This is a genomic window from Streptomyces sp. NPDC060064 (assembly GCF_042736455.1).
Taxonomy (GTDB): domain Bacteria; phylum Actinomycetota; class Actinomycetes; order Streptomycetales; family Streptomycetaceae; genus Streptomyces.
This window is the reverse complement of the sequence record NZ_JBHWWF010000019.1, coordinates 138794-163290: the sequence shown is the minus strand read 5'-3', so window position 1 is coordinate 163290 and position 24497 is coordinate 138794. Positions and strand designations below refer to the sequence as shown.

Sequence of the window (24497 nt, the reverse complement as noted above, 5' to 3'; positions counted from 1 at the left end):
GTGGGGTCAGCGGGTGCGGTTCAGGGTCTGCAGGGCGGCCTTCAGCAGCTGGCCGACCTGCGGTGTGCCGCCCGCGGCGACGGCGGCCTCGGCCTGCGGCGTGACAGCGGCAACCGCCTCGTCGGCCTCCCGGGTGGCGTAGCCGAGGCCGATCAGCGCGCCGTGCAGCTGGTCGCGCCAGGCCATCGGGGCCGCGGCGGTGGTGCCGACGCCCTGCCTGCCGATATGCGCGCCGACCGGCTCGCCGAGTCGGTCCTTCAGCTCGAGCAGCAGTTTCTGGGCGCCCTTCTTGCCGATGCCCGGGACAGCGATGAGTGCCTTCTCGTCGCCGGTCGCCACGGCGATACGCAGGGCGTCCGGGGTGTGCACGGCGAGCATCGCCTGGGCCAGGCGTGGGCCGACACCGCTCGCGGTCTGCAGCAGCTCGAAGACCTGGCGCTCGTCGTCGTCCACGAAGCCGTAGAGCGTGAGCGAATCCTCCCGTACGACGAGGGAGGTGGCGAGCTTGGCCTCCTTGCCGATGCGCAGCTCGGAGAGGGTGTTCGGCGTGCACTGGACTGCCATGCCGATGCCGCCGACCTCGATGACCGCGGTGGTGGGGGCGAGGGCGGCGACCGGGCCGCTCACAAAGGCGATCATGCGGTACGGCCTTTCGATGCGTGCAGAGCGACGGCTTGCTGGAGGCGATTCTGCGCGGGTGCGCGCCAGATGTGGCAGATGGCGAGGGCGAGAGCGTCGGCGGCGTCGGCGGGCCTGGGCGGGGCGTCGAGCCGCAGCAGCCGTGTCACCATCGCTCCCACCTGCGCCTTGTCGGCCCGGCCGCTGCCGGTGACGGCCGCCTTGACCTCACTGGGTGTGTGCAGGGCGACGGGGATGCCGCGGCGGGCGGCGCAGAGCATGGCGATCGCGCTGGCCTGTGCGGTGCCCATGACCGTACGGACGTTGTGCTGGCTGAACACCCGCTCGACGGCGACGAATTCGGGGCGGTGCTCGTCCAGCCACTGCTCGATGCCCTGCTCGATGCCGACCAGTCGGCTGCCGAGCTCGGCGTCCGCGGGCGTACGCACGACTCCGACGCCGAGCATCGTCAAGGGGCGGCCCGCGACGCCTTCGACCACACCGATGCCGCACCGGGTCAGCCCCGGGTCCACGCCCAGTACCCGCACGCTGCCCCTCCCCTCACACTTTCGACCATGTGTTCCTGCGTTGCTGCAGGCTATCCGCTCGTACTGACAACGGGCCGACAACGAGGACGGGCCGACAGGGGCGTGTCCCTGTCGGCCCGTCCTCGTACGCGTAGTTGAGCGTCCGTCAGGCGTCGACCTTCTCCATGACCTCGTCCGAGACATCGAAGTTGGCGAAGACGTTCTGCACGTCGTCGCTGTCCTCGAGCGCGTCGATCAGCTTGAAGATCTTGCGCGCGCCCTCTTCGTCGAGCTCGACCTGCATGGTCGGCAGGAAGTTGGCCTCGGCGGAGTCGTAGTCGATGCCCGCCTCCTGGAGCGCGGTGCGGACCGCGACCATGTCGGTGGCCTCGCTGACGACCTCGTACGACTCACCGAGGTCATTGACCTCTTCGGCGCCGGCGTCCAGGACCGCGCCCAGGACGTCGTCCTCGCTCAGCTCCCCCTTGGGGACGATCACGACGCCCTTGCGGTTGAAGAGGTACGAGACGGAGCCCGGGTCGGCCATCGAGCCGCCGTTGCGCGTCATCGCGACGCGTACGTCGGAGGCGGCGCGGTTGCGGTTGTCGGTGAGGCACTCGATGAGCACCGCGACGCCGTTCGGGCCGTAGCCCTCGTACATGATCGTCTGGTAGTCGACGCCGCCCGCCTCGAGACCGCCGCCGCGCTTGACCGCGGAGTCGATGTTCTTGTTCGGGACGGAGCTCTTCTTCGCCTTCTGGATGGCGTCGACGAGCGTCGGGTTGCCCTCGGGGTCGACTCCGCCGGTGCGGGCGGCGACCTCGATGTTCTTGATCAGCTTCGCGAAGAGCTTGCCGCGCTTGGCGTCAATCACGGCCTTCTTGTGCTTCGTCGTAGCCCATTTAGAGTGGCCGGACATCTGCCTGTCTCCTTCGCGTAACCAATTTCTGAACGAACCCCAGAGATCCTACCGGGATCGGCCCGCCCGTCTCCCGACCACCACCCCCAGTTGGGGCGCTGAAGCGCGAACCTACTGAAGTGCTGCGCGCACCATGTCGACGAACAGGGCGTGCACCCGGTGGTCACCCGTCAGTTCGGGGTGGAAGGACGTGGCCAGGACATTGCCCTGCCGTACGGCGACGATGTGACCACCGTGCTCGGCGAGCACCTCGACCTCGGCCCCGACCGACTCGACCCACGGGGCGCGGATGAAGACTCCCTCGACCGGGCCGTCGTCCACGCCCGCGACCTCGACGGCCGCCTCGAAGGACTCGTTCTGACGCCCGAAGGCATTACGGCGGACGATCATGTCGATGCCGCCGAGTGTCTCCTGGCCCGAGCGCGGGTCGAGGATCTTGTCGGCGACCATGATCAGGCCGGCGCAGGTGCCGTAGACGGGCAGCCCCGCCGCGATCCGCTCCCGCAGCGGCTCGAGCATGCCGAACAGCGCCGCGAGCTTGGACATCGTGGTGGACTCGCCGCCGGGGACGACAAGGCCGTCGACCTCGGCGAGCTCCTCGGGGCGCCGGACCGGCCTGGCCACGGCATCCGCCGCGGCCAGGGCGATCAGGTGCTCCCGTACGTCGCCCTGGAGAGCCAGGACACCGATCACGGGAGTGGTCATTACCAGCCTCGGTTCGCGTAGCGCTCGGCCTCGGGGAGGGTGTCGCAGTTGATGCCGACCATGGCCTCGCCGAGGTTGCGGGACGCGTCCGCGATGATCTTGGGGTCGTCGTAGAAGGTGGTGGCCTTCACGATGGCGGCGGCGCGCTTGGCGGGGTCGCCCGACTTGAAGATGCCGGAGCCGACGAAGACGCCCTCGGCGCCGAGCTGGCGCATCAGCGCGGCGTCGGCGGGGGTGGCCACACCGCCCGCGGAGAAGAGGACCACCGGCAGCTTGCCCAGCTCGGAGACCTCCTTGACCAGCTCGTACGGGGCGCGCAGCTCCTTGGCCGCGGCGTACAGCTCGTTGTTGTCGTAGCCGCGCAGGCGGGCGATCTCGTTCTTGATCTGGCGCAGGTGACGGACGGCCTCGACGACATTGCCGGTGCCGGCCTCGCCCTTGGAGCGGATCATGGCCGCGCCCTCGGCGATCCGGCGCAGGGCCTCACCGAGGTTGGTGGCGCCGCAGACGAACGGGGTGGTGAAGGCGAACTTGTCGGAGTGGTTGACCTCGTCGGCCGGGGTCAGCACCTCGGACTCGTCGATGTAGTCGACGCCGAGGGACTGCAGCACCTGGGCCTCGACGAAGTGACCGATCCGGGACTTGGCCATGACCGGGATCGAGACCGCGTCGATGATCTCTTCGATCATGTTCGGGTCGGACATCCGGGCCACGCCGCCGTCCTTGCGGATGTCGGCGGGAACCCGCTCCAGTGCCATGACGGCGACCGCGCCCGCGTCCTCGGCGATCTTCGCCTGCTCGGCGTTGACCACGTCCATGATCACGCCGCCCTTGAGCTGCTCAGCCATACCGCGCTTGACGCGCGCGGTGCCGGTCTCGGGGGCCTGCGGGGTGGTGGGGAGGGTGCTGGACACGGAGGGACCTCACTCGGTGAAAGAAAGTTGATGCCTGTCAGATGCAACCTCCGAGTACCAGTCCACAGCAAGGGCCAATGCACAGCCGGTGGATCGTTTTGGAATCGAAGGTGCGGCGGTCAGGTGCCCGGGCGGTCGGCCAGCGCGACGGGGGGCTCGTCGTCCATCTCGAAGGCCAGCGGAAACGGCGCGTGTCCGGCCAGCCGGAACCAGCGGACCTTGCGGTGGCGGCGCAGCGCCCGTGCCGCGCGCACCGCGTCGTTGTGGAACCGCCGCGCCATGGGGACCCGGCGTACGGCTTGCGCAAGCTCGCCCGCCGCTTCCTCACCGCCGGGGACCTCGCGCACCGCTTCGACCTGCGCCGCCTCCCCGAAGACGGCCCGCAGCGCCGCGCTGAGCTCGCTCTCCGCGACCTCGCGCTGCTCCTCCTCCGCCTGCCGGGCCGCGTGCGCGGCCTCGTACAGCACGATCGACGCGGCCGGATCGAGCACGCCGGAGGTGGCCAGTTCCTGGGTGACCGAGGCCCGGCGCAGGAGTTGGGCGTCGAGCGCGGCGCGGGCGGCGTCGATACGGGTGTGCAGCCGGTCGAGCCGCCCGGCGGTCCAGCTCAGATACAGGCCGATCGCGACGAGGGCGACGACGATCCAGATGAGGGTTACGGTCACGGGCCGCAAGGCTACCTGTGGCGGCGGGGGAGGTTTGTTCCCCTACCCGCCCCTTCCCGAAACTGGGGCAGGCCCCAGGCCCCCTTGGGGCGGGTACGTGGGGGCTGACGCCCCCACACCCGGAGCGGCAGCTTCGCGCCGCAGACGACAGACACAGGGCGGCCCCCGGCCGGACCGGGCTGCCCCGAGCGACCAAGGGGCCCGCACCCGCGCCCGGGCGGAACGGGCTGCCCACCCCGGCGCAAAGGCCCGCACCCGGAGACCACGCACCCCGCAAGGCGCCCGCACCCGCAGCTTCACCTCGCAGACCAGTCACCCCGGACCCGCCACCGGCGCAAGAACGCGCAGGCGCTCTCCGAACGACCCCGAACCGGCAGCCTCGCACCGCAAACCACAGACACGGGCCCCTACCCCCCGAAACCGGCAGCGCCACACCGCACACCAGACGCCCCGGACCCGCCACCGGCGCAAGAACGCGGAGGCGCTCTCCGAACGACCCCGAACCGGCAGCCTCGCACCGCAAACCACAGACACGGGCCCCTCCCCCCCGAAACCGGCAGGCTTCGCGCCACGAACGCGGGGGCAAAGCCCCAACGTCGACGGGCACCCGGGGCGCCCTGCGACCCGCTCCCTGGCAGGGGACGCGCAGGGGTCGTGTTCTGGACGTAAAGCGTCGCAACTCGCGCGAAGCGCGGTGAGGAAAGCAGTCCAGGACACGAGCCCCGGAGCGGCCCCCACCCGCGCCCGGGCGGACCGGGCTGCCGCGAGCGACCAAGGGCCCGCACCCGCGCCCGGGCGGACCGGGCTGCCTCGAGCAACCAAAGGCCCGCACCCGGAGACCGCGCACCCCGCAAGGCGCCCGCACCCCCAGACCCCGCACACCCGCAGCGCGCCCGCGCCCCCGAGGCAGGCCCGCCGCAGCGCGGCCGCCCTCAGTCCCGCGCCAGACCGAATCTCGACCGCAGCCCCGGCGTGCGCTCGTCCGCCGCCACCGACGCCGCGCCGTCCGTCACCGTCTCGTACACCGCCAAGATGTCCGCCCCGACCGTCGACCAGTCGAAACGCCGCACATGCGCACTGCCCCGCGCCCGCAGCTCCGCCCGCCTCGCCGGGTCCCGCAGCAGCCCTACCGCCGCGTCCGCCAGCGCGTCCCCGTCCTCGTTCGCGAAGAGCTCGCCCGCCGCGCCCTGGTCCAGGACCTGCGCGAACGCGTCCAGGTCGCTCGCCAGCACCGGCGCGCCCGCCGACATCGCCTCGACGAGGATGATCCCGAAGCTCTCGCCGCCCGTGTTGGGCGCGACGTACACATCGACGCTCTGCAGCAGCCGCGCCTTGTCCTCGTCGCTGACCATGCCGAGGAACTCGACCCGCGAGCGCATTTCCTTCGGGAGTACCGCGACCGCCTCCTCCTCGTCGCCCCGGCCCGCCACCAGCAGTCGCGTCTCCGGGCATTCCGCGAGGATCTTCGGCAGCGCCTTCATCAGCACCGGCAGGCCCTTCCGGGGCTCGTCGATGCGCCCTATGAAGCCGATCGTGTTGCCCTGCCACTCCGCCTTCGGCTCGGCCCTTTCGAAGAAGCCGACATCGACGCCGTTCGGGATGACGACCGCGTCCCCGCCCAGGTGCTCGACCAGCGTCCGGCGGGCGTACTCGCTGACCGCGATCCGGGCGCTGATCTTCTCCAGCGCCGGCTGCAGGATCGGGTAGGCGGCGATCATGGCGCGCGAGCGCGGATTGGAGGTGTGGAACGTCGCGACGATCGGCCCCTGCGCCGCCCAGCAGCTCAGCAGCCCCAGCGACGGCGAGGCGGGCTCATGAATGTGGATGACGTCGAAGGTGCCGTCGTGCAGCCAGCGCCGCACCCGCGCCGCCGACAGGAAGCCGAAGTTCAGCCGGGCGACCGAGCCGTTGTACGGGACGGGTACGGCCCGGCCCGCCGAGACGACGTACGGCGGCAGTGGCGTCTCGTCGTCCGCCGGCGCCAGTACCGACACCTCGTGGCCGAGCCTGATCAGATGCTCTGCCAGGTCCCTGATATGGAATTGGACGCCGCCCGGTACGTCCCAGGAGTACGGGCAGACGATGCCGATCCTCACGCCCGTTCCTCCCGGCGCTCTTGCTCCGTCACATCGAGGTCGGCGAGCCACAGCCGCTGCAGCATGTGCCAGTCCTCCGGGTGCTCGGTGATTCCCGTGGCGAAGGCATCGGCCAGCGCCTGTGTCATGGAGGACGTCTTCTCGTCCTTGGTACCTGTCTCCGGCACCTCGACAGGTGAGTGGATCCGGCCCTTCAACAACGGCGCATCCTCGTACCAGAGGGTGACCGGCAGCAGCACCGCGCCGGTCTGCTGGGCCAGCATCGCAGGCCCGGCCGGCATCCGCGCCGTCTCGCCGAAGTACTTCACCTCGACGCCGGAGGCCGACAGATCGCGGTCGGCGACAAGACACACAAGGCCGCCTGCGCGCAGCCGCCGCGCCAGCGTCCCGAAGGCCGAACCGCCCGTGTGCGGCAGGACTTCCATGCCCAGGCTCTCGCGGTACGCCACAAACCGGTCGTACAGCGACTCGGGCTTGAGGCGCTCGGCGACGGTCGTGAAGGGGATGCCCAGGGTCCTGGTGACCCAGACACCCGCGAGGTCCCAGTTCGCCAGGTGCGGCAGCGCGAGAATCACGCCGCGTCCCGACGCGAGTCCCTCCTTCAGATGGTGGACGTCCTTGATCTCCACGCTGTTCGTGACGCGCTCGGCGCTCCAGGTGGGCAGCCGGAAGGACTCCATCCAGTAGCGCATGTACGAGCGCATGCCGGCCTTCGACAGCTCGGCGAGGCGCTCGGGGCTCGCGTCGGGCACCACCCTGGCGAGGTTGGACTCGAGCCGCAGCACGCTCTTGCCGCGCCGCTTCCACGCGGTGTCCGCGATGGTGCGGCCGAGCGCGGCGGCCGCCGGCTCGGGCAGCATCTTGACGGTGCTCCAGCCGAGTCCGTACAGCCCGTCGGTCAGACGCTCCCGCATCACGTCGCCTCAGCCTCGTTCCCCTGTGCCGCGGCGGCGTCGGCCTCCGCGGACTCCCGTCGTACGGTCACCACCCGCTGCCCCAGCGTCACCAGGCTGCCGACGGCGACGATCCACAGCGCGATCGGCAGCAGAATGTCGATTCCCGGCACCCCGAAGGCGTGCAGTCCGGCGAGGCCGGCGGCGACCAGTGAGATCACCAGCCGCTCGGCGCGCTCGATCAGACCGTTGACCGCCACCGGCAGGCCAATCGATTCACCACGTGCCTTGGTGTACGAGACGACCTGGCCGCTGGCCAGGCAGAAGATGGCGACGGCGCACAGCACATTGTCGTTTCCCGTGCCCGCGTACCAGAGCGCGAAGCCGGCGAAGATCGCGCCGTCGGCGACCCGGTCGAGCGTCGAGTCCAGGAATGCGCCCCAGCGGCTCGAAACCCCGGCCTGCCGCGCCATATTGCCGTCGACGAGGTCGGAGAAGACGAAAAGCGTGATGACGATCGTGCCCCAGAAGAACTCTCCCCGGGGGAAGAAGACCAGCGCACCTGCCATCACTCCGGCCGTGCCGATCAGGGTGACCGCGTCGGGGCTCACCCCACGTCGGAGCAGAAATGCGGCGAACGGTGTGAGGACACGCGTGAAGAATGCACGCGCGTACTTGTTCAGCATGGCCTTCCCGGAGGGTCGGTGGGCCGCATGGCCCCATCGGCCACCGGCTGGCCCATCGTAGCCAGGACCGACGCGCTCCACCGCCGGGCACCCGCCTCCCGCGGTCGCGTACGACGTATGGACGCACCGTGACGTGAGTGGAAAGCTCGAAAGACCACCGCGGGCATCGCCGGAGCTGCCCCGGACGTCTCCGGGACCTCCCTCATGGCTCCCCGCACCCGCGGCCCCTCTCCTCACCGGGCAATCGATCGGGAGGCATGAATCATGGGCGACAAGGCGAATGCACACCCCGGAGCCGCCGGCAGGGCGGCTACGGCCGACCAGCCCTCATCCGTACGGAACGTGGTGCTGGTCGGCCACAGCGGATCGGGAAAGACGACGTTGATCGAGGCACTCGCGCTGACCGCGGGCGCGGTCAACCGGGCGGGCCGCGTCGAGGACGGCGGCACGGTCTCCGACTACGACGAGATCGAGCACCGGCAGCAACGTTCCGTACAGCTCTCACTCGTCCCTGTCGAATGGGGCGGGTACAAGATCAATCTGCTGGACACTCCCGGATATGCCGACTTCGTCGGGGAGCTGAGGGCCGGTCTGCGAGCAGCGGACGCGGCCCTTTTCGTTGTGTCGGCGGCGCAGGAGGCCGATGCGATCGCGGGCGCGACCCGGACGGTGTGGGAGGAGTGCGCGGCGGTCGGAATGCCGCGCGCGATCGTCGTCACGCACCTGGAGACCGCGCGCACCGATTTCGAGGAGCTGACCCGCGTCTGCGGGCGGATCTTCGGCGGGGACGACCCCGATGCCGTACTGCCGCTGTATCTGCCGCAGTACGGGGCGCAGACCCCCGACGGCCACGCCCCGGTCACCGGCCTGGTCGGACTGCTCTCCCAGAAGATCTTCGACTACTCCTCCGGCGAGCGTAAGGAGACCCCACCGGATCCGGAACAGACCGCGCTGCTCGAGGAGGCCCGCAACCGGCTGATCGAAGGAATCATCGCCGAGAGCGAGGACGAGACCCTCATGGACCGCTATCTCGGCGGCGCGGAGATCGGCCTCGACACGCTGATCCAGGATCTGGAGAAGGCCGTCGCGCGCGGCATCTTCCATCCGGTGCTCGCGGCCGCCCCGGCGCTCGATGGCGCCAAGCAGGGTCTCGGTACGGTCGAACTGCTGGAGCTGATCACGGGCGGTTTCCCGACCCCGCTGGAGCCTGCGGCTCCCTCCGTCACCACCCCGCAGGGCGCAGCGCGCCCGCAGATCAGCTGCGATCCGCAGGGGCCGCTGGTGGCCGAGGTGGTCAAGACCGCGTCCGACCCGTATGTCGGCCGGATCTCTCTCGTACGCGTCTTCTCCGGCACCCTGCGTCCGGACGAGACGGTGCATGTGTCGGGGCACGGGCTCGCGGACCGCGGCCACGAGGACCATGACGTCGACGAACGGGTCGGCGCGCTCTCCGCGCCCTTCGGCAAGCAGCAGCGCCCGCTCCCGCAAGTCATCGCCGGAGACCTCGCCTGTGTGGCGAAGCTGTCCCGCGCGGAGACCGGGGACACGCTCTCCTCGAAGGACGACCCGCTGCTGATGGAGCCCTGGACGATGCCCGATCCGCTGCTGCCGCTGGCCATCCAGGCGCACAGCAAGGCGGACGAGGACAAGCTCTCCCAGGGGCTTTCGCGGCTGGTCGCCGAGGATCCGACGATGCGGCTCGAGCAGAACCAGGCCACGCACCAGGTGGTGCTGTGGTGCCTCGGCGAGGCGCATGCGGATGTCGCGCTGGAGCGGCTGCGCAGCCGGTACGGCGTCCAGGTCGACGTGGTGCCGCACAAGGTGTCGCTGCGGGAGACCTTCGGGGAGAAGTCGGCGGGCCGCGGCCGGCATGTGAAGCAGTCCGGCGGGCACGGCCAGTACGCGATCTGCGAGATCGACGTGGATCCGCTGCCGCCGGGGTCCGGGATCGAGTTCGTCGACAAGGTCGTGGGCGGCGCGGTGCCGCGGCAGTTCATCCCGTCCGTGGAGAAGGGCGTACGTGCCCAGGCGGCGCGCGGCGTGGCGGCCGGTTACCCGCTCGTCGACGTACGGATCACGCTGCTGGACGGCAAGGCGCACTCGGTGGACTCCTCCGACGCCGCCTTCCAGACGGCAGGCGCGCTGGCGCTGCGGGAGGCGGCGGCGGATGCGCCCATCCATCTGCTGGAGCCGGTCGCCGAGGTGCGGGTGCTGGTCTCGGACGAGTATGTGGGTCCGGTGATGAGCGATCTGTCGGGGCGGCGCGGCCGGGTGGTCGGCACCGAGCAGGCCGTCGGGTCGCGGACGCTCGTACGGGCCGAGGTGCCGGAGATCGAGATCGGGCGGTACGCGGTGGATCTGCGGTCGATCTCGCATGGGACCGGGCAGTTCAGCCGCTCGTACGCGCGTCATGAGGCGATGCCGCCGCAGTTGGCCGAGAAGCTCCGTCAACAGGCGGAAAATGGCTCGTAGTTGATGGTGCCGCCCGTTGTGCGCCCTTGCGGCGGGCGGCATTTCAGTGTCCTCTGACGAAGGCGGCACACCCCGGATACGCTGTGGTGCCCAGCTCAGAAGGTGTGCGGGGCACGGTAGTTGGGAACAGGCCGCAGTGCGGATGCTTGCGGCGATGGGGGCGGTAGTGGCGAACGACGTTTTCGATTTCACTCCGGGGGCTCAGGTCCCGCTCCTCGGCTCGGCCGGGCAGACGGCGGCGACACATGCGCTCGCCTCGGCCGCGTACCGCGACAGTCCCGTCGCGGACCTCCTCAAGGCGAACGGCGAGTGGCACAAGTCCGAGGTGAAGAAGGGCAAGTTCTCGCTCTTCGAGCCGAATCTGGGCGAGGCGTTCTCACGGGCCGTGCAGATCCGGATGCTGGGGGGTGCCCGAAAGGCGCTGATCCAGTCCTTCGGCACCGAGCCGCAGGCGGTGGTCGAGCACTGTCTGGCCGCCACCCGTATCCGCAAGGAGCGGGACATCAGGCTCACCGGTGTGATGGCGGTCTTCGGACTGCTCTTCCTGCCCGGACTGCTGCTCTGGCTGGCGGTTTTCCAGCTCCGCCGGACGATAGCGGGCGCGCAGAACAAGCGTGCCGGGGCGCTCGGCACCGCGCTGCTCGCCGCCTTCGGCATTCTCGCCGTGATCTTCCTGGTGCGGCTGCCCTTCAGCGGACTCCTGGGGTACTACATCCGCGGCATGATCGTCGCGCCGGTCGTCGGCTGGCTGCTGGCCAAGCGGATCTGCGAGTCCACGGCGAAGGACATGCGCGCCCGCTGGGAGACCCTGCTCGCGGGCGGCGGCATCGGGGCCAAGGTGCCCGAGGCCGTGCCGGGCCACCCCAACGAGACCGCGCGCGAGCAGCTGCGCCAGGGGCTGGAGAAGCTCACCGCCGAACAGCAGTCCAACGCGGTCTTCTACGCGGGCCCCAAGGGAATACTGGGCATGGGCACCCGCTGGGGCAGCTGGCAGCTCGCCGAGGAGCTGGTGTCCAAGGAGCCGGGCAAGGACATCAACCAGTTCCGCAGCTGGGACGTCATCCGCGCGATCCACGACCGGCTGAAGATGCTGGAGCGGGGTCCGCTGAACTCCGGCGGCTTCCCCACCCCCTCGGTCAAGCACTGGATCGTGGCTCCGGTCGGCGAGAACGCCGCAGAGGTGGCCCGGCCGGAGGGCCAGGACGTGGAGACCTTCCAGGTCAAGGGCCACGAGATACAGCGGATCTGTAACCACCAGCAGTTCGGCGGCGGCAATCGCCACTATCTGGGCGTCCAGTTCACGCTCTGGGACGGTCAGTTGGTGATCACCATGATGATCACTGTCACCGTGCTCCACGAGACGCTGCGCATCGAGGTGACCGGGCACGCGCTCGGCCCGGTGCACTCCCTGTTCACCACCAAGCCCGCGCCCAAGACCGTCACGGTCGCCAAGACGGTCCGCTTCTGGGAGACGACCGACCGGCAGCTTCCGCTGGTGGAGACGCCCGAGGTGGTACGCCTCGCGGTGCGCGCGCCCTTCACCTGGTACCCGCCGATGCTGGACTTCCTCGGCGGCAAGCTGGTCCTTCCCGAGCCCTTCGGGCTGCGCCACGCCTGGGCGGACAAGCCCTGGCGGCACCGGTTCATGGCGGACGACGCGATGCGCGCTGCCACGCCCGTACTGCGCGTCACGCACGCCGCGGCGATGAAGGTGCTCCAGGAGAACGGCGTGGACACCGAGCGCTTCGGCAACCGCTCCATGATCGTGAGCGGCCTCGTCCAGGACCCGTCGCCGCGCCAGGCCGACCTGTACGACGCCTAGCGGCTCGAGCGCCGGGCCCGTCGGCGACCGGGCCCGGTCAGGCGCTGGGCCCGGTCAGGCGCTGAGCCCGGTCAGGCAGGCGTCGGTCAGACGGGCCAGGCCTCCGCCAGCATCTTGCGCGTATCGCCGAGGAGCTGGGGCAGCACCTTGGTGTGCCCGATGACCGGCATGAAGTTGGTGTCGCCGCCCCAGCGCGGAACGACGTGCTGGTGCAGATGTGCGGCGATACCGGCGCCGGCGACCGCGCCCTGGTTCAGCCCGATGTTGAAGCCGTGCGCCCCCGACGCCGTACGCAGCGCGGTCATCGCGCGCTTGGTGAACACCGCGAGCTCGGCGGTCTCCGCCTCGTCCAGCTCGGTGTAGTCGGCGACATGGCGGAAAGGCACCACCATCAGATGCCCGCCGTTGTACGGATAGAGGTTGAGCACCGCGTAGACCCGCGAGCCGCGGGCGATGACGAGTCCGTCCTCGTCCGACTTGGAGGGGATGGAGCAGAAGGGACAGCCGTCGTCGGCGCCTGGCCCGGTCGGCTTGTTCTCGCCCTGGATGTACGCCATCCGGTGCGGCGTCCACAGGCGCTGAAACGCGTCCTGCGTCCCGACTCCGATCTGCTGTTCCGGCTCACTCGTCATGTTGTGCAGCATATGACTTCGCCCGGCCGCGCAGGCCAGAGACCCCCGCAGTGCCGATCGCACTGCGGGGGTCCCGTACGCCGTGCCCGGGCCTCGTACGCCCGGTCTGTCTCGTGTCAGAGCTGGACGCGGTCCTCGACAACCTTCGCGATCTTCGCGATGGCCTCGTCGACCGGGATGCCGTTCTCCTGCGAGCCGTCGCGGTAGCGGAAGGAGACCGCGCCGGCGGCCATGTCCTCGTCGCCCGCGATGACCATGAACGGCACCTTCTGCTTCTGGGCGTTGCGGATCTTCTTCTGCATACGGTCCGAGGAGGCGTCCACCTCGACCCGCAGCCCCCTGGCCTTCGCCTTGGCGGCGAACTCCTGGAGGTACGGGATGTGCGCGTCGCCGATCGGGATGCCGAGCGCCTGCACCGGCGCCAGCCAGGCCGGGAACGCGCCCGCGTAGTGCTCGAGCAGCACCGCGAAGAAGCGCTCGATCGAACCGAACAGCGCACGGTGGATCATGACCGGGCGCTGCTTGGTGCCGTCGGGACCGGTGTACTCCAGGTTGAAGCGCTCCGGCAGGTTGAAGTCCAGCTGGACGGTGGACATCTGCCAGGTCCGGCCAATGGCGTCCTTCGCCTGGACGGAGATCTTCGGGCCGTAGAACGCGGCGCCGCCCGGGTCCGGGACCAGCGGGAGGCCCTGCTTCTCGGCGACCTTGCGCAGTGTCTCGGTCGCCTCCTCCCAGACCTCGTCGGAGCCGACGAACTTCTCCGGGTCCTTGGTGGACAGCTCCAGGTAGAAGTCGGTGAGGCCGTAGTCCCGCAGCAGGTTCAGCACGAAGGTCAGCGTCGAGTCGAGCTCGTCCGCCATCTGCTCCTTGGTGCAGTAGATGTGCGCGTCGTCCTGGGTGAAGCCGCGGGCGCGGGTCAGGCCGTGCACGACGCCCGACTTCTCGTACCGGTACACGGTCCCGAACTCGAAGAGGCGCAGCGGCAGTTCACGGTAGGACCGGCCGCGGGCGTCGAAGATCAGGTTGTGCATCGGGCAGTTCATGGGCTTGAGGTAGTAGTCCGTGCCCTCGTCGAGCTGCATGGGCGGGTACATGCCGTCGGCGTACCAGTCCAGGTGGCCCGAGGTCTCGAAGAGCTTCCCCTTGGTGGCGTGCGGGGTGTAGACGAACTCGTACCCCTCCTCCTCGTGCCGCTTGCGGGAGTAGTCCTCCATGACCCGGCGGACGACGCCGCCCTTGGGGTGGAAGACCGCGAGGCCGGAACCGATCTGGTCCGGGATGGAGAACAGGTCCAGCTCGTTGCCGAGCTTGCGGTGGTCGCGCTTCTCGGCCTCGGCGAGGAACTCCAGATGGGCCTTGAGCTCGTCCTTGGAGGGCCAGGCGGTGCCGTAGATGCGCTGCAGCATCGGGTTCTTCTCGCTGCCCCGCCAGTACGCGGCGGCGTTGCGCATCAGCTTGAACGCCGGGATGTTGCGGGTGGTGGGCAGGTGCGGACCGCGGCAGAGGTCCTTCCAGCACAGCTCGCCGGTCTTGGCGTCGAGGTTGTCGTAGATGGTCAGCTCGCCCGCGCCGACCTCGACGTCCGCGCCGTCGTCGGAGGACGCGGAGCCCTTGAGCCCGATGAGCTCGAGCTTGTACGGCTCGTCGGCGAGCTCTGCGCGAGCGGCCTCGTCGGTGACGACGCGCCGCGAGAAGCGCTGGCCGCGCTTCTGGATCTCCTGCATCTTCTTCTCGATGGCCTTGAGGTCATCGGGGTGGAAGGGCTTCTCGACATCGAAGTCGTAGTAGAAGCCGTCCTTGACCGGCGGACCGATGCCGAGCTTGGCCTCGGGGAACAGCTCCTGCACGGCCTGTGCCATCACGTGCGCGGTGGAGTGGCGCAGGATGTTGAGGCCGTCCTCGGAGGAGATCTCGACGGGCTCGACCTCCTCGCCGTCCTTGATCTCGTATGCCAGGTCCTTCAGCTCACCGGCGATGCGCGCGGCGACGATGGTGCGCTCGCCGGCGAAGAGCTCGGCCGCCGTAGTGCCCGTCGTCACCACGCGCTCTTCCCGCTCGGAATCGCGTTGGATGATCACACGGACGTCTGACACCGGTCTCTCCTACCTGAAGGGGTGCGCCGCATTCGTATGGCGTGCGCGATACGAATCGTACCGAGCCGACGGGGTGCCTTGCGAAACGGTTTGCTCCCCTGCCCGCCCCTTCCCTTGACTGGGGGCAGGCCCCCGGACCCCCGTACGCCCTCATGGCGTGTCCGCAATCGCCGGACGGGCTGGATCTTCAGCCTCGCCGGCGATCGGGGCGCGCGGTCCGGGGCGGGGCCCAGTCCAGTTCGAGGGGCTCCGCAGGCGGGCCGCGCTCTCACTCCCCCTGACACGCCTCCTCGAAGTAGTCCAGATTCTCGTACAGCGACTTCATCAGGCGGTCCCGCTCGGACTCGTCCACCTGGACAGGAACCACGTTCGACGCGTCCGTCAGGCGTCGGAAGCCGCCGCGTCGCTCCAGCCGGCCCACGACCCGGATCGGCAGTCCGACCAGATGCGCATGGCCCGCCGTCCGGTACGACTCCTCGTCGAGCGCCACCCGTACGTGCGGTACCTCGGCCCCGGAAAGCACCCGCAGCCGTACCGTGCCCGCGCCGCGCGGTCCCGAGCGCCGCATCCGGATCACCGTGCCCGTGATCCGTACCGGTACGGACGGCTCGTCCCGGAGATAGCGCGCGCCCGCCTCGCGCAGCGCCGGCAGGTCGCCGGGCGAGAACTCCACGGGGTCGTTGCGCGCCGCGCACCCCTGTGGCACTCCCGCCGCCGGCGACCACTCCAGCGCGATCCGTGCGCCCTCCGAGCCGCGCACCAGCGCGATCACGGCCTCCGTCAGCTCGCGGCTCACGCCGGCCTGCACGGCAGCGTCGAAGGCTTCCATTCCTCCGGTCGCCCGCTGGTAGTCGGCGGCCTCCCGGGCCGCGTGCAGCGCGTGATAGAGCCGGACCGTGACCGCACGGCCGTCGTCCACCGGCACGAACGCGGTGAGGCCGCGCCCGCCCTGCGCGGGACCCACCAGTACCCCTTCCAGCGAGGCCTGTGCCTGCCGCCGGTGCCGCGCGCCGTAGTAGCCCGCCCGTTCACGGGCCGCGAGTGCACCGGCCATCAGCATCTGCCGGGCGGCCGCCCGCAGTTGCTCCTGTACGGTCCACGACGCCGCGCCCGACGGCCCCGGCGGCACGTCCCGCCACCACCGGATCTCGTCGCTGGGCACGGTCAGCCCGACGAGCACCTCACGGGCCGAGGGTGCCGCACTGCGGGCCAGCGCGGTGAGCGCCTCGCCCAGCAGGTCCTCGCAGTCGGGGAAGGACCTGCTCTCCGGTACGAGCAGACTCGTGCCGCCCGCACCGGGCCCCGGCGGCGTCCAGCGCGCATAGCGCCCCGCCGCTCCCCCGCGCCGCCGCCAGCCGTGCCGGTCGAGCAGTGCGCCGAGGACGACAGGGTCGACCTGGGCGGGGTCCGGCTCCCCGCTCCCGTACCAAGGTCCCGGCACATCGCCCGTCAGGTGGGGCCGTATCGACTCCTGCATCAGGGTCTCCCTCCCGCCCCGACCCTCGTCATGATCTCGCAGAGCGCCCGGTCGTCGAAGATCCGTGAGGTCGGGATCCGCACGGTGGTCCTGCGCCTGCCCGTCACCGGGTGGCCGGCCAGATTGGTCCAGTAGCAGCAGTGCCGCAGATCGAGCCGGTCGTGACTGGCGCGCAGCCACTCGCCCTGGGTCCGGGGGACGAGCATCACGACAAGGATCTTGTGCACCGAGACGGGGGTGCGGGCCAGTTTCACCAGGTGGTCGTTGTCGAGCGTGAACGAGAACGCCGCACCGGGTGGGTGCGGGGGGATCTGGTACGTGCACTTGAGCTGCACTTTGATGGTCACCTCGTCGTCGACCGTGTGTCCGGCGGAGCTGTGACTGACGTGCCAGTCGATGCCGTTGTCCGGAAACGGCTGCGAGAGCGAACAGCCGGCCGCGGCGGCGACCGCGTGCAGATAGCCCACCTGGAGAGTCTCCATGCAGGCGGTGGTGGCGAGTCCGCCGCGCAGCGGTGCGATCCGCTCGGGCAGCAGCCCGCCCGGTTCGGGCTGCGCGAGCGCCATGGCTCTTCGTGCCTTCCGGGCTGTACCGATCAGTGTCCCCACGACGGGGCGTCAATTTCCTTACCCCTCATCTGTGTTGTCACCGCCCTGCGTACAGCGCAAACAGCCCGGGTATCACCGATTCGGGCAGGGGGATCACGCCATCTGCCGGGCATGTGCGAGGAGTTCAGCGATGACGCACTGGTATGACGGCCCCCTGGCCGCATTTGACACCGAGACCACCGGAGTTGACGTCGAGGAGGACCGCATCGTTTCGGCTGCGGTCGTCGTCCAGGACATGGCGGGCGGGCGGCCGCGCGTCACGCGCTGGCTGGTCAATCCGGGGGTGCCCGTGCCGCCGGGCGCCACCGAGGTGCACGGGCTCACCGACGACCATCTGCAGCGCAACGGCCGCTGGCCGGCACCTGCGATGGAGGAGATAGCCAGGGCGCTGGCCGAGCAGTGCGCCGCGGCCCGCCCGCTCGTCGTGATGAACGCGCCGTTCGACCTGACCATCCTCGACCGGGAACTGCGCCGCCACCGCGCCGCGTCGCTGGGCCGCTATCTGGAGAACGTGCCGTTGTGCGTGCTGGACCCGCGAGTCCTCGACAAGCATCTTGACCGCTACCGCAAGGGCCGCCGCACCCTCACCGATCTGTGCACGCAGTACGAGGTGGTGCTGGACGACGCCCATGACGCGGCCGCGGACGCGATGGCCGCGCTCGACGTCGTACGGGCGGTGGGGCGTCGTTTCGCCTCGCGGATGGAGCGGCTGTCGCCGTCGGAGCTGCACGCGCTGCAGGCTGTGTGGCACGCGGCGCAGGCGCGCGGTCTGCAGGCGTGGTTCGCCCGCAGCGGTGCTCCGGAGCCGGTGGACCCGCACTGGCCGCTGCGACCGGATCTCGCCGCCGCGGCATGACTCCGGGTGGCGCCCCGCTCGGGGGCGCCACCCGGAGGTACGTCGGGCGGCGGCTGTCGGTCAGACGTCCGTCAGCCGGTGAATCCCGCGGTGATGGAGGTGAACTGCCAGTTGCTCTGGCTGATGCCGGAGCAGTTGCTGACCACGCCGCCGCCGGGGCAGGGCCGGTCACGGTTGACCGACCAGAACGCGAGGCGGGCGATGTGGTGGGAGTTGGACCAGTCCTTGATCTGGGTCCAGGTCGCCGGGCCGGTCTGCTCCTGCTGGTCGCTGAGGCCGTTCATGCCCGAGATGCCGATATGGGCGTAGGCGGTGGCGTCCGACCAGCCGAAGGTGCTCATCAGCTTGGTCTTCAGCCCTTCGGTGGCGTTGACGGTGTTGCCGTACATGTCGGCGCCGCCGCCGAAGTCGAACGGCATGATGGTGAAGACGTCGATGTCCGCCTGGAGTGCGTTGGCGCGCTCGATGAGGCGGCTGCCCCACCAGGTCGGCCCGGTGGTGGACGTACCGAAGGTGAGGATCGTCCTCAGGCCGGGGTTGTTCTGCTTGACGATCTTCAGGGCGCCCAGAATCCGGTCCTGGACGACCTCGTTCTCGAACTCGTCGCTGTTCTCGATGTCGACGTCGATCGCCTTCAGTCCGTATGCGCTGATCACCTTCTGATAGGCGCCGGCCAGCGCCTCAGGGGTGGCGCAGTTCGGGCCGAGCTTGTTGCCCGACCAGCCGCCGATGGACGGGACGATGTCACCACCCGCGCCACGGATCGCGTTGATGGTGGACTGGTCGGCGCCGCCGGCGAGCGGACGCGTGCCGTCCCAGGCGGGGTTGCAGCCGCCGGAGGAGAGGATGAAGGCCATGGTGAACCACTTGATGCCGGTGGCGCTCATCACGGACGTGGCGCTCGGCGGATCGCCCCAGCCCAGGTAGAGGTATGGGGCTGCCTGCTTGAAGCCGCCACCGCCGCCACCGCCGGCGTCGGTCGTCACACTGGCGGCGGTCGAGGCCGCCGAGAGGTTGCCGGCCGCGTCACGGGCGCGGACCGTGAAGCTGTACGAGGTGCTCGGAGCCAGACCGCTGACCGTGGCACTGGTGCCGGTCACCGTGAGCGCCCTCGTCGGGCCCTGGTAGACGTCGTAACCCGTGACTCCGACATTGTCGGACGACGCGTTCCAGGCCAGCGAGACACTGGAGGACGTCTTGGCGGTGGAGCGCAGATTCGTGGGTGTCGTGGGTGCCTGGGTGTCGCCGCCGCCTCCGCCGCCGGGGCCGTCGAGGCTGATGTCGTCGGCGTAGTAAGTGCCCTGTGCGTACCAGCCGTTGAGGTAGATCTCCGCGCTGGTCTGCGAGGCACCGGTGGTGAAGGAGACGGTGAGCCGGGTGTATCCGGTCGCGGACGGGGTCCAGGTGGAGGCGCCGCCGGTCACACCGAGGTACACGTAGTTGCCGCGCACCCAGCCGGAGAGCGTGTAGGCGGTGTTGGGCTGCACCGGGACGGACTGGGCGCACTTGGCGTTGTCGCTGCTGCTCGCGGCGCCGGCCAGCGCCTTCGTACCACTGTGTACGGGGCTGCTCACCACCGAGCCGAGTCCGCCGGTGCAGGACCAGCCGGAGAGGGAGCCGGTTTCGAAGCCGGGATTGGAGAGCAGGTTGGCTGCCTGGGCCGTGCCGGGCACGGCGAGCGAGGCCGCCGCGGCGAGCAGCGCCGCGCCGAGGCCGGCCAGTAGTCGATTTCGGATACGCACGTGACCTCCCAATGAGGGGCGGGTGCGGGTCGACGGACCTGACGCGGCGCCACGATTGGTCTGGACCTGCGAGGCGCATTGAAGCGAAATGCCGTGCTCCCGTCAAGAGGCACGGCGGAGCAACCACCGCCCCGCACCGGGTAGTTGGAACTGGCGTCTCACCGCGGAAGCCGACCACGGGCCGCCCCTGCCAGGCCGCGGCTGGAAAGAGGTCACTGCCGGCGGCGTCAACGGCGGATGACGGAAGGGACTGCTGGGCAGCGATGACATGGGAGATGTCAGGAGAGACACCGGGGGGACCCTGCTCCGCGCTGCACGGCGGGCTCCATTGACTTCCGCTCCCTGCCCTGAACCGCTTTCCCACGGTCGGCTGACCGTCCCGGTGGGTTCCTGCTTCGACGCGCGGTGCCAGGACGAGTCCCGGTCTTACCTGCGCTCCACAGGCTGACACCGCCAGTCCGGCGGCCTTGGCGATGTTGAGCGCCGCGTTGACATCTCGGTCCAGGACAGTCCCGCAGGCACCGCACGTCCATACGCGGACGTGGAGGGGTTTGGGCCGTCCTTGACGCCGCAGGCCGAGCACACCTGAGAGGTGGGATCGAAGCGTCCGATGCGGAAGAACGTGCGCCCGTACATCGCGGCCTTGCACTCCAGCATTGCAACGAACGAGGACCATCCCGCGTCGTACTTGGCCAGGCGCGTGCGGGCGAGTCCCCTGACCGCCAGATCCACTGTGCTTTCGCCCTTCACGCTCACTTGGTTTTCGTAACGAAGTGCCAGCACAAGGTCTTCAACGATGCACACCTGAAGCGGATGAGTAGATCATGCGCGCGGCGTGTGCCGACTTCGAATGCGAGCTGGTCGAGTTCAACGGCGAGAACAACCACGTGCACCTGCTCGTGAACTTTCCGCCCAAGCGCCCTGTCCAAGCTGGTCAACTTTTTGAAGGGCGTCTCCTCCCGCGGGCTCCGCCAGGAGTACCCCGAACTGGTCCGGCACTACTGGCGGGCACAGCGCCTATGGTCCGGCTCCTACTTCGCCGGATCGGCCGGCGGGGCTCCGCTGTCGCCAGTCCGTCAGTACATCGCGCAGCAGAATCGTCCGATGTGACCTACGGGTCAGAGCACCTCTCAGAATCGCTGCACCACCGGGCCGAAGCCCGGTGCACTGCGATTAATCCCGGTAGCACCGGCGAACACCGGCGCCCGAAAACGTAGAGGCCGGTCCGTCGACTGACGGACCGGCCTCTCCCGGTGGGCGATACTGGGTTCGAACCAGTGACCTCTTCGGTGTGAACGAAGCGCTCTCCCACTGAGCTAATCGCCCGGGAACGCACTGAACCATACAGGCCGCTGCGGGTTTCCTTCAAACCCTGCCGAGGTATGCGGACAGCCCACGCCGCCCGCCGCGCATCATCGCCGCGTGGTTGGCGAGGAAGACCGGCCGGCACGGCAACGCCAGCCGCCTCATCAGCGGCTTGCGCACCTCCACCTCCTGCTCGTACACGGCCCGGGTGCCGGCACCGCGCTCCGTCAGCGTCCACCGCGCCCACCCCTCCAGGTCCCCCTCCATGCCCACTTCGAGCAACCCCGCGGTCGGGTCGCGCCGCTGTGCGCGAGCGGTGACGAGCAGTTCGTACGGAAGGAAGGAGCGGAAACGCGCGGTGCCGGTGTCCTCGTCGAGCCGGGTCACCTCGCGGACCTGCGGCCACCACAAGGGGTACTCGCCGACCCGCTCGAGGACCGTGTACACGGCGCCCGGTCCGGCAGGCAGATCCCAGACGCTGCGGAAGCGGTAGTGGCACCAGTTCATGGTGCAAGTCTGCGCCTGCCGGGGCGTACTCACGTGTGATCTGAGTATCCGCACCCATGCCCTGTCATGTGGCGGGGGCCACACTCCAGACCATGGAGAACGTTCCGCCACCCGCCGAGGAACTGGCGATCCTCGAGCGCGAGCTGGTCCGACTGGACGCTCGCCGGGCCCAGTTGCTGGCTCGCAGAGCCTGGCTCATCGCGGCGCTCCGGCCGCCCGTCGCGCCTGCCGTACCGGCCACGCGGCCCTCTGCCGTGCGGCCTTCCGTCGCGCAGCCCTTCCTCGCGCCGCCGCCCGACGCCTCCCCGCCTAGTGTGCAGAATCTGCTGCTCACCCTCGGCGGCATTCTGCTGACCATCGCCGCAATCGCATTCACACTGGTCAGCTGGGGTGACTTGGGTATCGGCGGACGCTCGGCGGTGCTCGGCGCGGTGACGGTCGCGGCGCTCGCGGCGCCGGTCGCGCTGCTGCCCAGGCGGCTCGCCTCGACCGCCGAGTCGGTGGCCGCGCTCGGCCTGGTGCTGATGGTGCTCGACGCGTACGCGCTGCACCAGGTGGCGCTGGCCGGGACCGACGGCCTCGGCTATGCGGCCTTCGCATCGGCCTCGCTCGCCGCGCTCTGGACGGTGTACGGGCTGTCGCTGGACCGGCTGCGGATTCCGCTGCCGGTCGCCGTACTGACCGCGCAACTCCCGCTTCCGCTCTGGGCGCTGACCGCCGCTGCGGGCGCGCCGCCGATGGAGTGGGCGCTGCTGACGACCGCGGCGCTCGATGTCGCGGTCGCGGTGTGGGCGAAGCCGGCCGGTCTGCGAGCCATCGCCGCCACCGGTGCCGCGACGACGGGCGGCTCGGCGCTGCTGGTCGGGGGATGGCAGTCGGTATCGGCGGATGCGCCGCTCGACGCGGCCGCGCCTGCCGCGCTGCTGCTCACAGCGGCCGCGGTGGCGGTGTTCGCGGCCTGGCGCGCCTCTTCGGCCGCGGTTGCCGCCTCCGCGGTGGCGGGTCTCGCGGTGATCGCGGCCGCCGGAGGCGTGGTGCGCGCGGCGGTGCCGGAGGGGTGGTCGGTACTGGGCTATCTGCTGTGTGCGGCCGCTCTGTTGGGAGTCGTACGGGCGGGCGCGCCGAAGAGGTTGGCACCGGGCCTGACGGGTGCGGCCGGCGCGGTGCACGCCTTGGCGGCGCTCTCGACGCTGCCGCTGGTCGCTCTCACGCTGGCGGGCCCGCTGTCGGGCCTCGGCGACATCTGGTCGGGCACCCCGACGGATGCGCGCGGGGCGCTGGGCGTCGGACTCCCGGTGCCGGGCCTGACCGCGGCACCGGTGGTGCTGCTGGTCGTGGCAGCGGTCCTCGCGACGGCGTCCCGCTGGTTGCCGTCGACGACAACCGCGTACACCGCACCGGCAGTCGGCGACCCGAAGGGAACGACGCACCAGTCCGGCCCGGCAGGCACCGGCCCGCACCCCGCGGGCGCTCCTGCTCAGGCCACCGGCGCCACGGGCACCGCGCCGCGCCCGGCGAACGCGCCCGCCACGGAAGACCGTCCCGGCCGAACAACCGGCACCACGCACCCCGCCGACCAGGCCGGCAGCACCCCGCGCCCGGGGGACTCACCCACCACGGAAGACCATCCCGGCCGAACAACCGACACCACGCCGTCCTCCTCCGGGCCGGCAGTCACCCACCCGGGCGCGCCCCCGAACCCCTCCGGCCCACCCGCGGGAGCCTCCTGGCCCGGCCGGCCCCCGGCCTCCGGCGCGTGGGGAGCCGCCCCCGCGGCCCCACGGCCTGATCGGCGTGCCGCGGCCGTCGGCGCGGCTCTCGCGCTCGCGTGGGCAGGTCTGTTCGTCGTGCCGCCCGCGCTGGATCTGGCCCACCCGGCCACCGTGACGCTCCACCTGGTCCTCAGCGTGGCCGCGCTGGTGCTCGCCGTGCGCCCCGGCCGGATCGCCCGGCACGCCCCGGCCGGCCCCGTCGTCGCCCTCGTCTGCGGCCTCGCGGGTGCTGTGAGCGTCGCCCTGTTGTCCCTGGCCACCCGCCCCGCCACCTTCGCGATGCTGGGCACACTGGTCGCGGCTCTCGCGGCCGCGGCCGCGGTCCGGGCACCTCGCGCCGCGCAGGCGGTACTCGCCTGCGCCGCCACCGCTTTCGCCACCGCCTTTGTGGGCGCCGTCGCCGCTGCCGCGGAACTCCCGCCCCACCGGGCCGCGTTGGCACTGCTCGTCGTCCCCGCCGCCGTGGCGCTCCTCGCCGCCCGGCTGGGCCGCCACCCCGTCGCCCTCCCCATGGAGCTCACCGGCGCCGCGGCCGGACTGCTCGCGGTCGTCCTCGCCACGGAGCACCGGCCGACCCTCTCCCTGGTGCTCGCGCTCTGCGGCGTGATCGCCGCGGGCACCGCGGTACGTGCCGAGCGCCGGCCCGCCGCCGGCCATCTCGCGGCGGTGCTGTTCGTGCTGGCCACCTGGGTGAGGCTGGCCGCCTCGGACGTCGCGTCGCCCGAGGCGTACACCCTGCCCGTGACCGTCTCCGCGCTCGTCGTCGGCGTACTGCGCCGCCGCCGCGACCGGGAGGCGTCGTCCTGGACGGCGTACGGTCCCGGTCTCGCCGCGACGCTGCTGCCGAGCCTCTTCGCAGCCTGGGGCGACGGGCACTGGCTGCGTCCGCTGCTGCTGGGCCTCGCGGCCCTGGCTCTGACGCTCGCCGGTGCCCGGTTGCGCCTGCAGTCGCTGCTGGTGCTCGGAGGCACGGTGCTCGCGCTGGACGCCCTGCACGAGCTCGCGCCGTACGTCGTCCAGGTCGTCGGCGCGCTCCCCCGCTGGCTGCCACCCGCGCTCGCCGGTCTGTTGCTCCTCGCGGTGGGCGCGACCTACGAGCAGCGGTTGCGGGACGCGCGCAAGCTCCGCGACACCCTCGGCCGGATGCGCTGAGCGGCCCGCGGAGACGGAGAAACGCCGAAGGCCCCG

19 protein-coding genes, 1 tRNA gene and 2 pseudogenes are annotated in these 24497 nt (G+C 70.7%); 5 read left to right on the top strand and 17 right to left on the bottom strand.

Features of this window, described 5'->3' with window-relative positions:
- Nucleotides 1-6 precede the first annotated feature (6 nt).
- The 9 genes from ruvA to pgsA all read right to left on the bottom strand — a co-directional run bounded on the left by ruvA (nt 7) and on the right by pgsA (nt 8023).
- Nucleotides 7-639, bottom strand: a complete 633-nt coding sequence (gene ruvA / locus ACFWDI_RS23230) for a Holliday junction branch migration protein RuvA (protein WP_385306454.1) — start codon at nt 637-639, stop codon at nt 7-9.
- Complete coding sequence (gene ruvC / locus ACFWDI_RS23225) at nt 636-1166, bottom strand: crossover junction endodeoxyribonuclease RuvC (protein WP_385306452.1); 531 nt, start codon at nt 1164-1166, stop codon at nt 636-638. The genes ruvA and ruvC overlap by 4 nt, the downstream gene beginning before the upstream one ends.
- A gap of 145 nt (nt 1167-1311) precedes the next feature.
- Complete coding sequence (locus ACFWDI_RS23220; protein ID WP_327322314.1) at nt 1312-2064, bottom strand: YebC/PmpR family DNA-binding transcriptional regulator; 753 nt, start codon at nt 2062-2064, stop codon at nt 1312-1314.
- A gap of 111 nt (nt 2065-2175) precedes the next feature.
- A complete protein-coding gene (gene pdxT / locus ACFWDI_RS23215; RefSeq protein ID WP_385306450.1) occupies nt 2176-2769 on the bottom strand; it encodes a pyridoxal 5'-phosphate synthase glutaminase subunit PdxT in 594 nt (197 codons plus the stop codon).
- Nucleotides 2769-3617, bottom strand: coding sequence for a pyridoxal 5'-phosphate synthase lyase subunit PdxS (gene pdxS, locus ACFWDI_RS23210; protein ID WP_254708194.1), 849 nt, complete (start codon nt 3615-3617; stop codon nt 2769-2771). Before pdxS ends, pdxT begins: the two co-directional genes overlap by 1 nt.
- A gap of 185 nt (nt 3618-3802) precedes the next feature.
- The gene (locus ACFWDI_RS23205) at nt 3803-4348 is read right to left on the bottom strand and encodes a hypothetical protein (RefSeq protein WP_362679379.1); all 546 of its coding nucleotides are present in this window, start codon (nt 4346-4348) and stop codon (nt 3803-3805) included.
- A gap of 932 nt (nt 4349-5280) precedes the next feature.
- Nucleotides 5281-6444, bottom strand: coding sequence for a glycosyltransferase family 4 protein (locus tag ACFWDI_RS23200; RefSeq protein ID WP_385306449.1), 1164 nt, complete (start codon nt 6442-6444; stop codon nt 5281-5283).
- A complete protein-coding gene (locus ACFWDI_RS23195; RefSeq protein WP_385306448.1) occupies nt 6441-7358 on the bottom strand; it encodes a phosphatidylinositol mannoside acyltransferase in 918 nt (305 codons plus the stop codon). Before ACFWDI_RS23195 ends, ACFWDI_RS23200 begins: the two co-directional genes overlap by 4 nt.
- The gene (gene pgsA / locus ACFWDI_RS23190; protein ID WP_327322319.1) at nt 7358-8023 is read right to left on the bottom strand and encodes a phosphatidylinositol phosphate synthase; all 666 of its coding nucleotides are present in this window, start codon (nt 8021-8023) and stop codon (nt 7358-7360) included. The genes ACFWDI_RS23195 and pgsA overlap by 1 nt, the downstream gene beginning before the upstream one ends.
- 264 nt (nt 8024-8287) lie before the next feature.
- Here pgsA and ACFWDI_RS23185 point away from each other — a divergent pair, with 264 nt between their 5' ends.
- Together ACFWDI_RS23185 and ACFWDI_RS23180 are read left to right on the top strand one after the other, a co-directional pair.
- A complete protein-coding gene (locus ACFWDI_RS23185; RefSeq protein WP_385306447.1) occupies nt 8288-10495 on the top strand; it encodes an elongation factor G-like protein EF-G2 in 2208 nt (735 codons plus the stop codon).
- Nucleotides 10496-10661: 166 nt separating this feature from the next.
- Nucleotides 10662-12317 (top strand): hypothetical protein, encoded by a 1656-nt coding sequence (locus ACFWDI_RS23180; RefSeq protein ID WP_385306445.1) that lies wholly within the window; start codon nt 10662-10664, stop codon nt 12315-12317.
- Between the two features lie 86 nt (nt 12318-12403).
- On the opposite strand, the gene ACFWDI_RS23175 is transcribed toward ACFWDI_RS23180, so the two are convergent.
- The 4 genes from ACFWDI_RS23175 to ACFWDI_RS23160 form a co-directional block, all read right to left on the bottom strand.
- Nucleotides 12404-12961 carry an HIT domain-containing protein gene (locus ACFWDI_RS23175; RefSeq protein WP_327322322.1) on the bottom strand — a complete coding sequence of 186 codons (558 nt, stop codon included), beginning with the start codon at nt 12959-12961 and terminating at the stop codon, nt 12404-12406.
- Between the two features lie 104 nt (nt 12962-13065).
- Nucleotides 13066-15042, bottom strand: a complete 1977-nt coding sequence (thrS, locus tag ACFWDI_RS23170) for a threonine--tRNA ligase (protein ID WP_385306443.1) — start codon at nt 15040-15042, stop codon at nt 13066-13068.
- Between the two features lie 268 nt (nt 15043-15310).
- Entirely contained in the window at nt 15311-16519 is a 1209-nt protein-coding gene (locus ACFWDI_RS23165; protein WP_385306442.1) for a hypothetical protein, read from the bottom strand.
- Complete coding sequence (locus ACFWDI_RS23160) at nt 16519-17085, bottom strand: DUF4365 domain-containing protein (protein ID WP_362679357.1); 567 nt, start codon at nt 17083-17085, stop codon at nt 16519-16521. The genes ACFWDI_RS23165 and ACFWDI_RS23160 overlap by 1 nt, the downstream gene beginning before the upstream one ends.
- Before the next feature lie 172 nt (nt 17086-17257).
- Here ACFWDI_RS23160 and ACFWDI_RS23155 point away from each other — a divergent pair, with 172 nt between their 5' ends.
- Nucleotides 17258-17983, top strand: a complete 726-nt coding sequence (locus ACFWDI_RS23155; RefSeq protein ID WP_385306441.1) for a 3'-5' exonuclease — start codon at nt 17258-17260, stop codon at nt 17981-17983.
- A 71-nt stretch (nt 17984-18054) separates the two neighbouring features.
- On the opposite strand, the gene ACFWDI_RS23150 is transcribed toward ACFWDI_RS23155, so the two are convergent.
- The gene (locus ACFWDI_RS23150; protein WP_385306440.1) at nt 18055-19725 is read right to left on the bottom strand and encodes a fibronectin type III domain-containing protein; all 1671 of its coding nucleotides are present in this window, start codon (nt 19723-19725) and stop codon (nt 18055-18057) included.
- 364 nt (nt 19726-20089) lie between these two features.
- A pseudogene (locus ACFWDI_RS23145) lies at nt 20090-20454 on the bottom strand (RNA-guided endonuclease InsQ/TnpB family protein); the annotation flags it as partial.
- Between ACFWDI_RS23145 and tnpA the strand changes: the two are divergent.
- A pseudogene (gene tnpA, locus ACFWDI_RS23140) lies at nt 20452-20835 on the top strand (IS200/IS605 family transposase). The pseudogenes ACFWDI_RS23145 and tnpA overlap by 3 nt on opposite strands.
- A 144-nt stretch (nt 20836-20979) precedes the next feature.
- Here the strand turns inward: tnpA and ACFWDI_RS23135 are convergent.
- Together ACFWDI_RS23135 and ACFWDI_RS23130 are read right to left on the bottom strand one after the other, a co-directional pair.
- Nucleotides 20980-21051: transfer RNA gene (locus tag ACFWDI_RS23135), tRNA-Val, on the bottom strand.
- 39 nt (nt 21052-21090) lie between these two features.
- Nucleotides 21091-21537 (bottom strand): SRPBCC family protein, encoded by a 447-nt coding sequence (locus ACFWDI_RS23130; protein ID WP_385306439.1) that lies wholly within the window; start codon nt 21535-21537, stop codon nt 21091-21093.
- 92 nt (nt 21538-21629) lie between these two features.
- Between ACFWDI_RS23130 and ACFWDI_RS23125 the strand changes: the two genes are divergently transcribed.
- Complete coding sequence (locus ACFWDI_RS23125) at nt 21630-24461, top strand: SCO7613 C-terminal domain-containing membrane protein (protein ID WP_385306437.1); 2832 nt, start codon at nt 21630-21632, stop codon at nt 24459-24461.
- Nucleotides 24462-24497 lie beyond the last annotated feature (36 nt).

What these genes read in the sequence shown, in the direction of transcription:
- ACFWDI_RS23195 (WP_385306448.1), bottom strand. Translation starts at nt 7,358, where the DNA reads ATGCGGGAGCGTCTGACCGACGGGCTGTACGGACTCGGCTGGAGCACC.
- pgsA (WP_327322319.1), bottom strand. Translation starts at nt 8,023, where the DNA reads ATGCTGAACAAGTACGCGCGTGCATTCTTCACGCGTGTCCTCACACCG.
- ACFWDI_RS23185 (WP_385306447.1), top strand. Translation starts at nt 8,288, where the DNA reads ATGGGCGACAAGGCGAATGCACACCCCGGAGCCGCCGGCAGGGCGGCT.
- ACFWDI_RS23165 (WP_385306442.1), bottom strand. Translation starts at nt 16,519, where the DNA reads ATGCAGGAGTCGATACGGCCCCACCTGACGGGCGATGTGCCGGGACCT.
- ACFWDI_RS23125 (WP_385306437.1), top strand. Translation starts at nt 21,630, where the DNA reads ATGGAGAACGTTCCGCCACCCGCCGAGGAACTGGCGATCCTCGAGCGC.
- ACFWDI_RS23220 (WP_327322314.1), bottom strand. Translation starts at nt 2,064, where the DNA reads ATGTCCGGCCACTCTAAATGGGCTACGACGAAGCACAAGAAGGCCGTG.
- ACFWDI_RS23175 (WP_327322322.1), bottom strand. Translation starts at nt 12,961, where the DNA reads ATGCTGCACAACATGACGAGTGAGCCGGAACAGCAGATCGGAGTCGGG.
- ACFWDI_RS23130 (WP_385306439.1), bottom strand. Translation starts at nt 21,537, where the DNA reads ATGAACTGGTGCCACTACCGCTTCCGCAGCGTCTGGGATCTGCCTGCC.
- ruvA (WP_385306454.1), bottom strand. Translation starts at nt 639, where the DNA reads ATGATCGCCTTTGTGAGCGGCCCGGTCGCCGCCCTCGCCCCCACCACC.
- ACFWDI_RS23155 (WP_385306441.1), top strand. Translation starts at nt 17,258, where the DNA reads ATGACGCACTGGTATGACGGCCCCCTGGCCGCATTTGACACCGAGACC.
- ACFWDI_RS23160 (WP_362679357.1), bottom strand. Translation starts at nt 17,085, where the DNA reads ATGGCGCTCGCGCAGCCCGAACCGGGCGGGCTGCTGCCCGAGCGGATC.
- pdxS (WP_254708194.1), bottom strand. Translation starts at nt 3,617, where the DNA reads ATGGCTGAGCAGCTCAAGGGCGGCGTGATCATGGACGTGGTCAACGCC.
- pdxT (WP_385306450.1), bottom strand. Translation starts at nt 2,769, where the DNA reads ATGACCACTCCCGTGATCGGTGTCCTGGCTCTCCAGGGCGACGTACGG.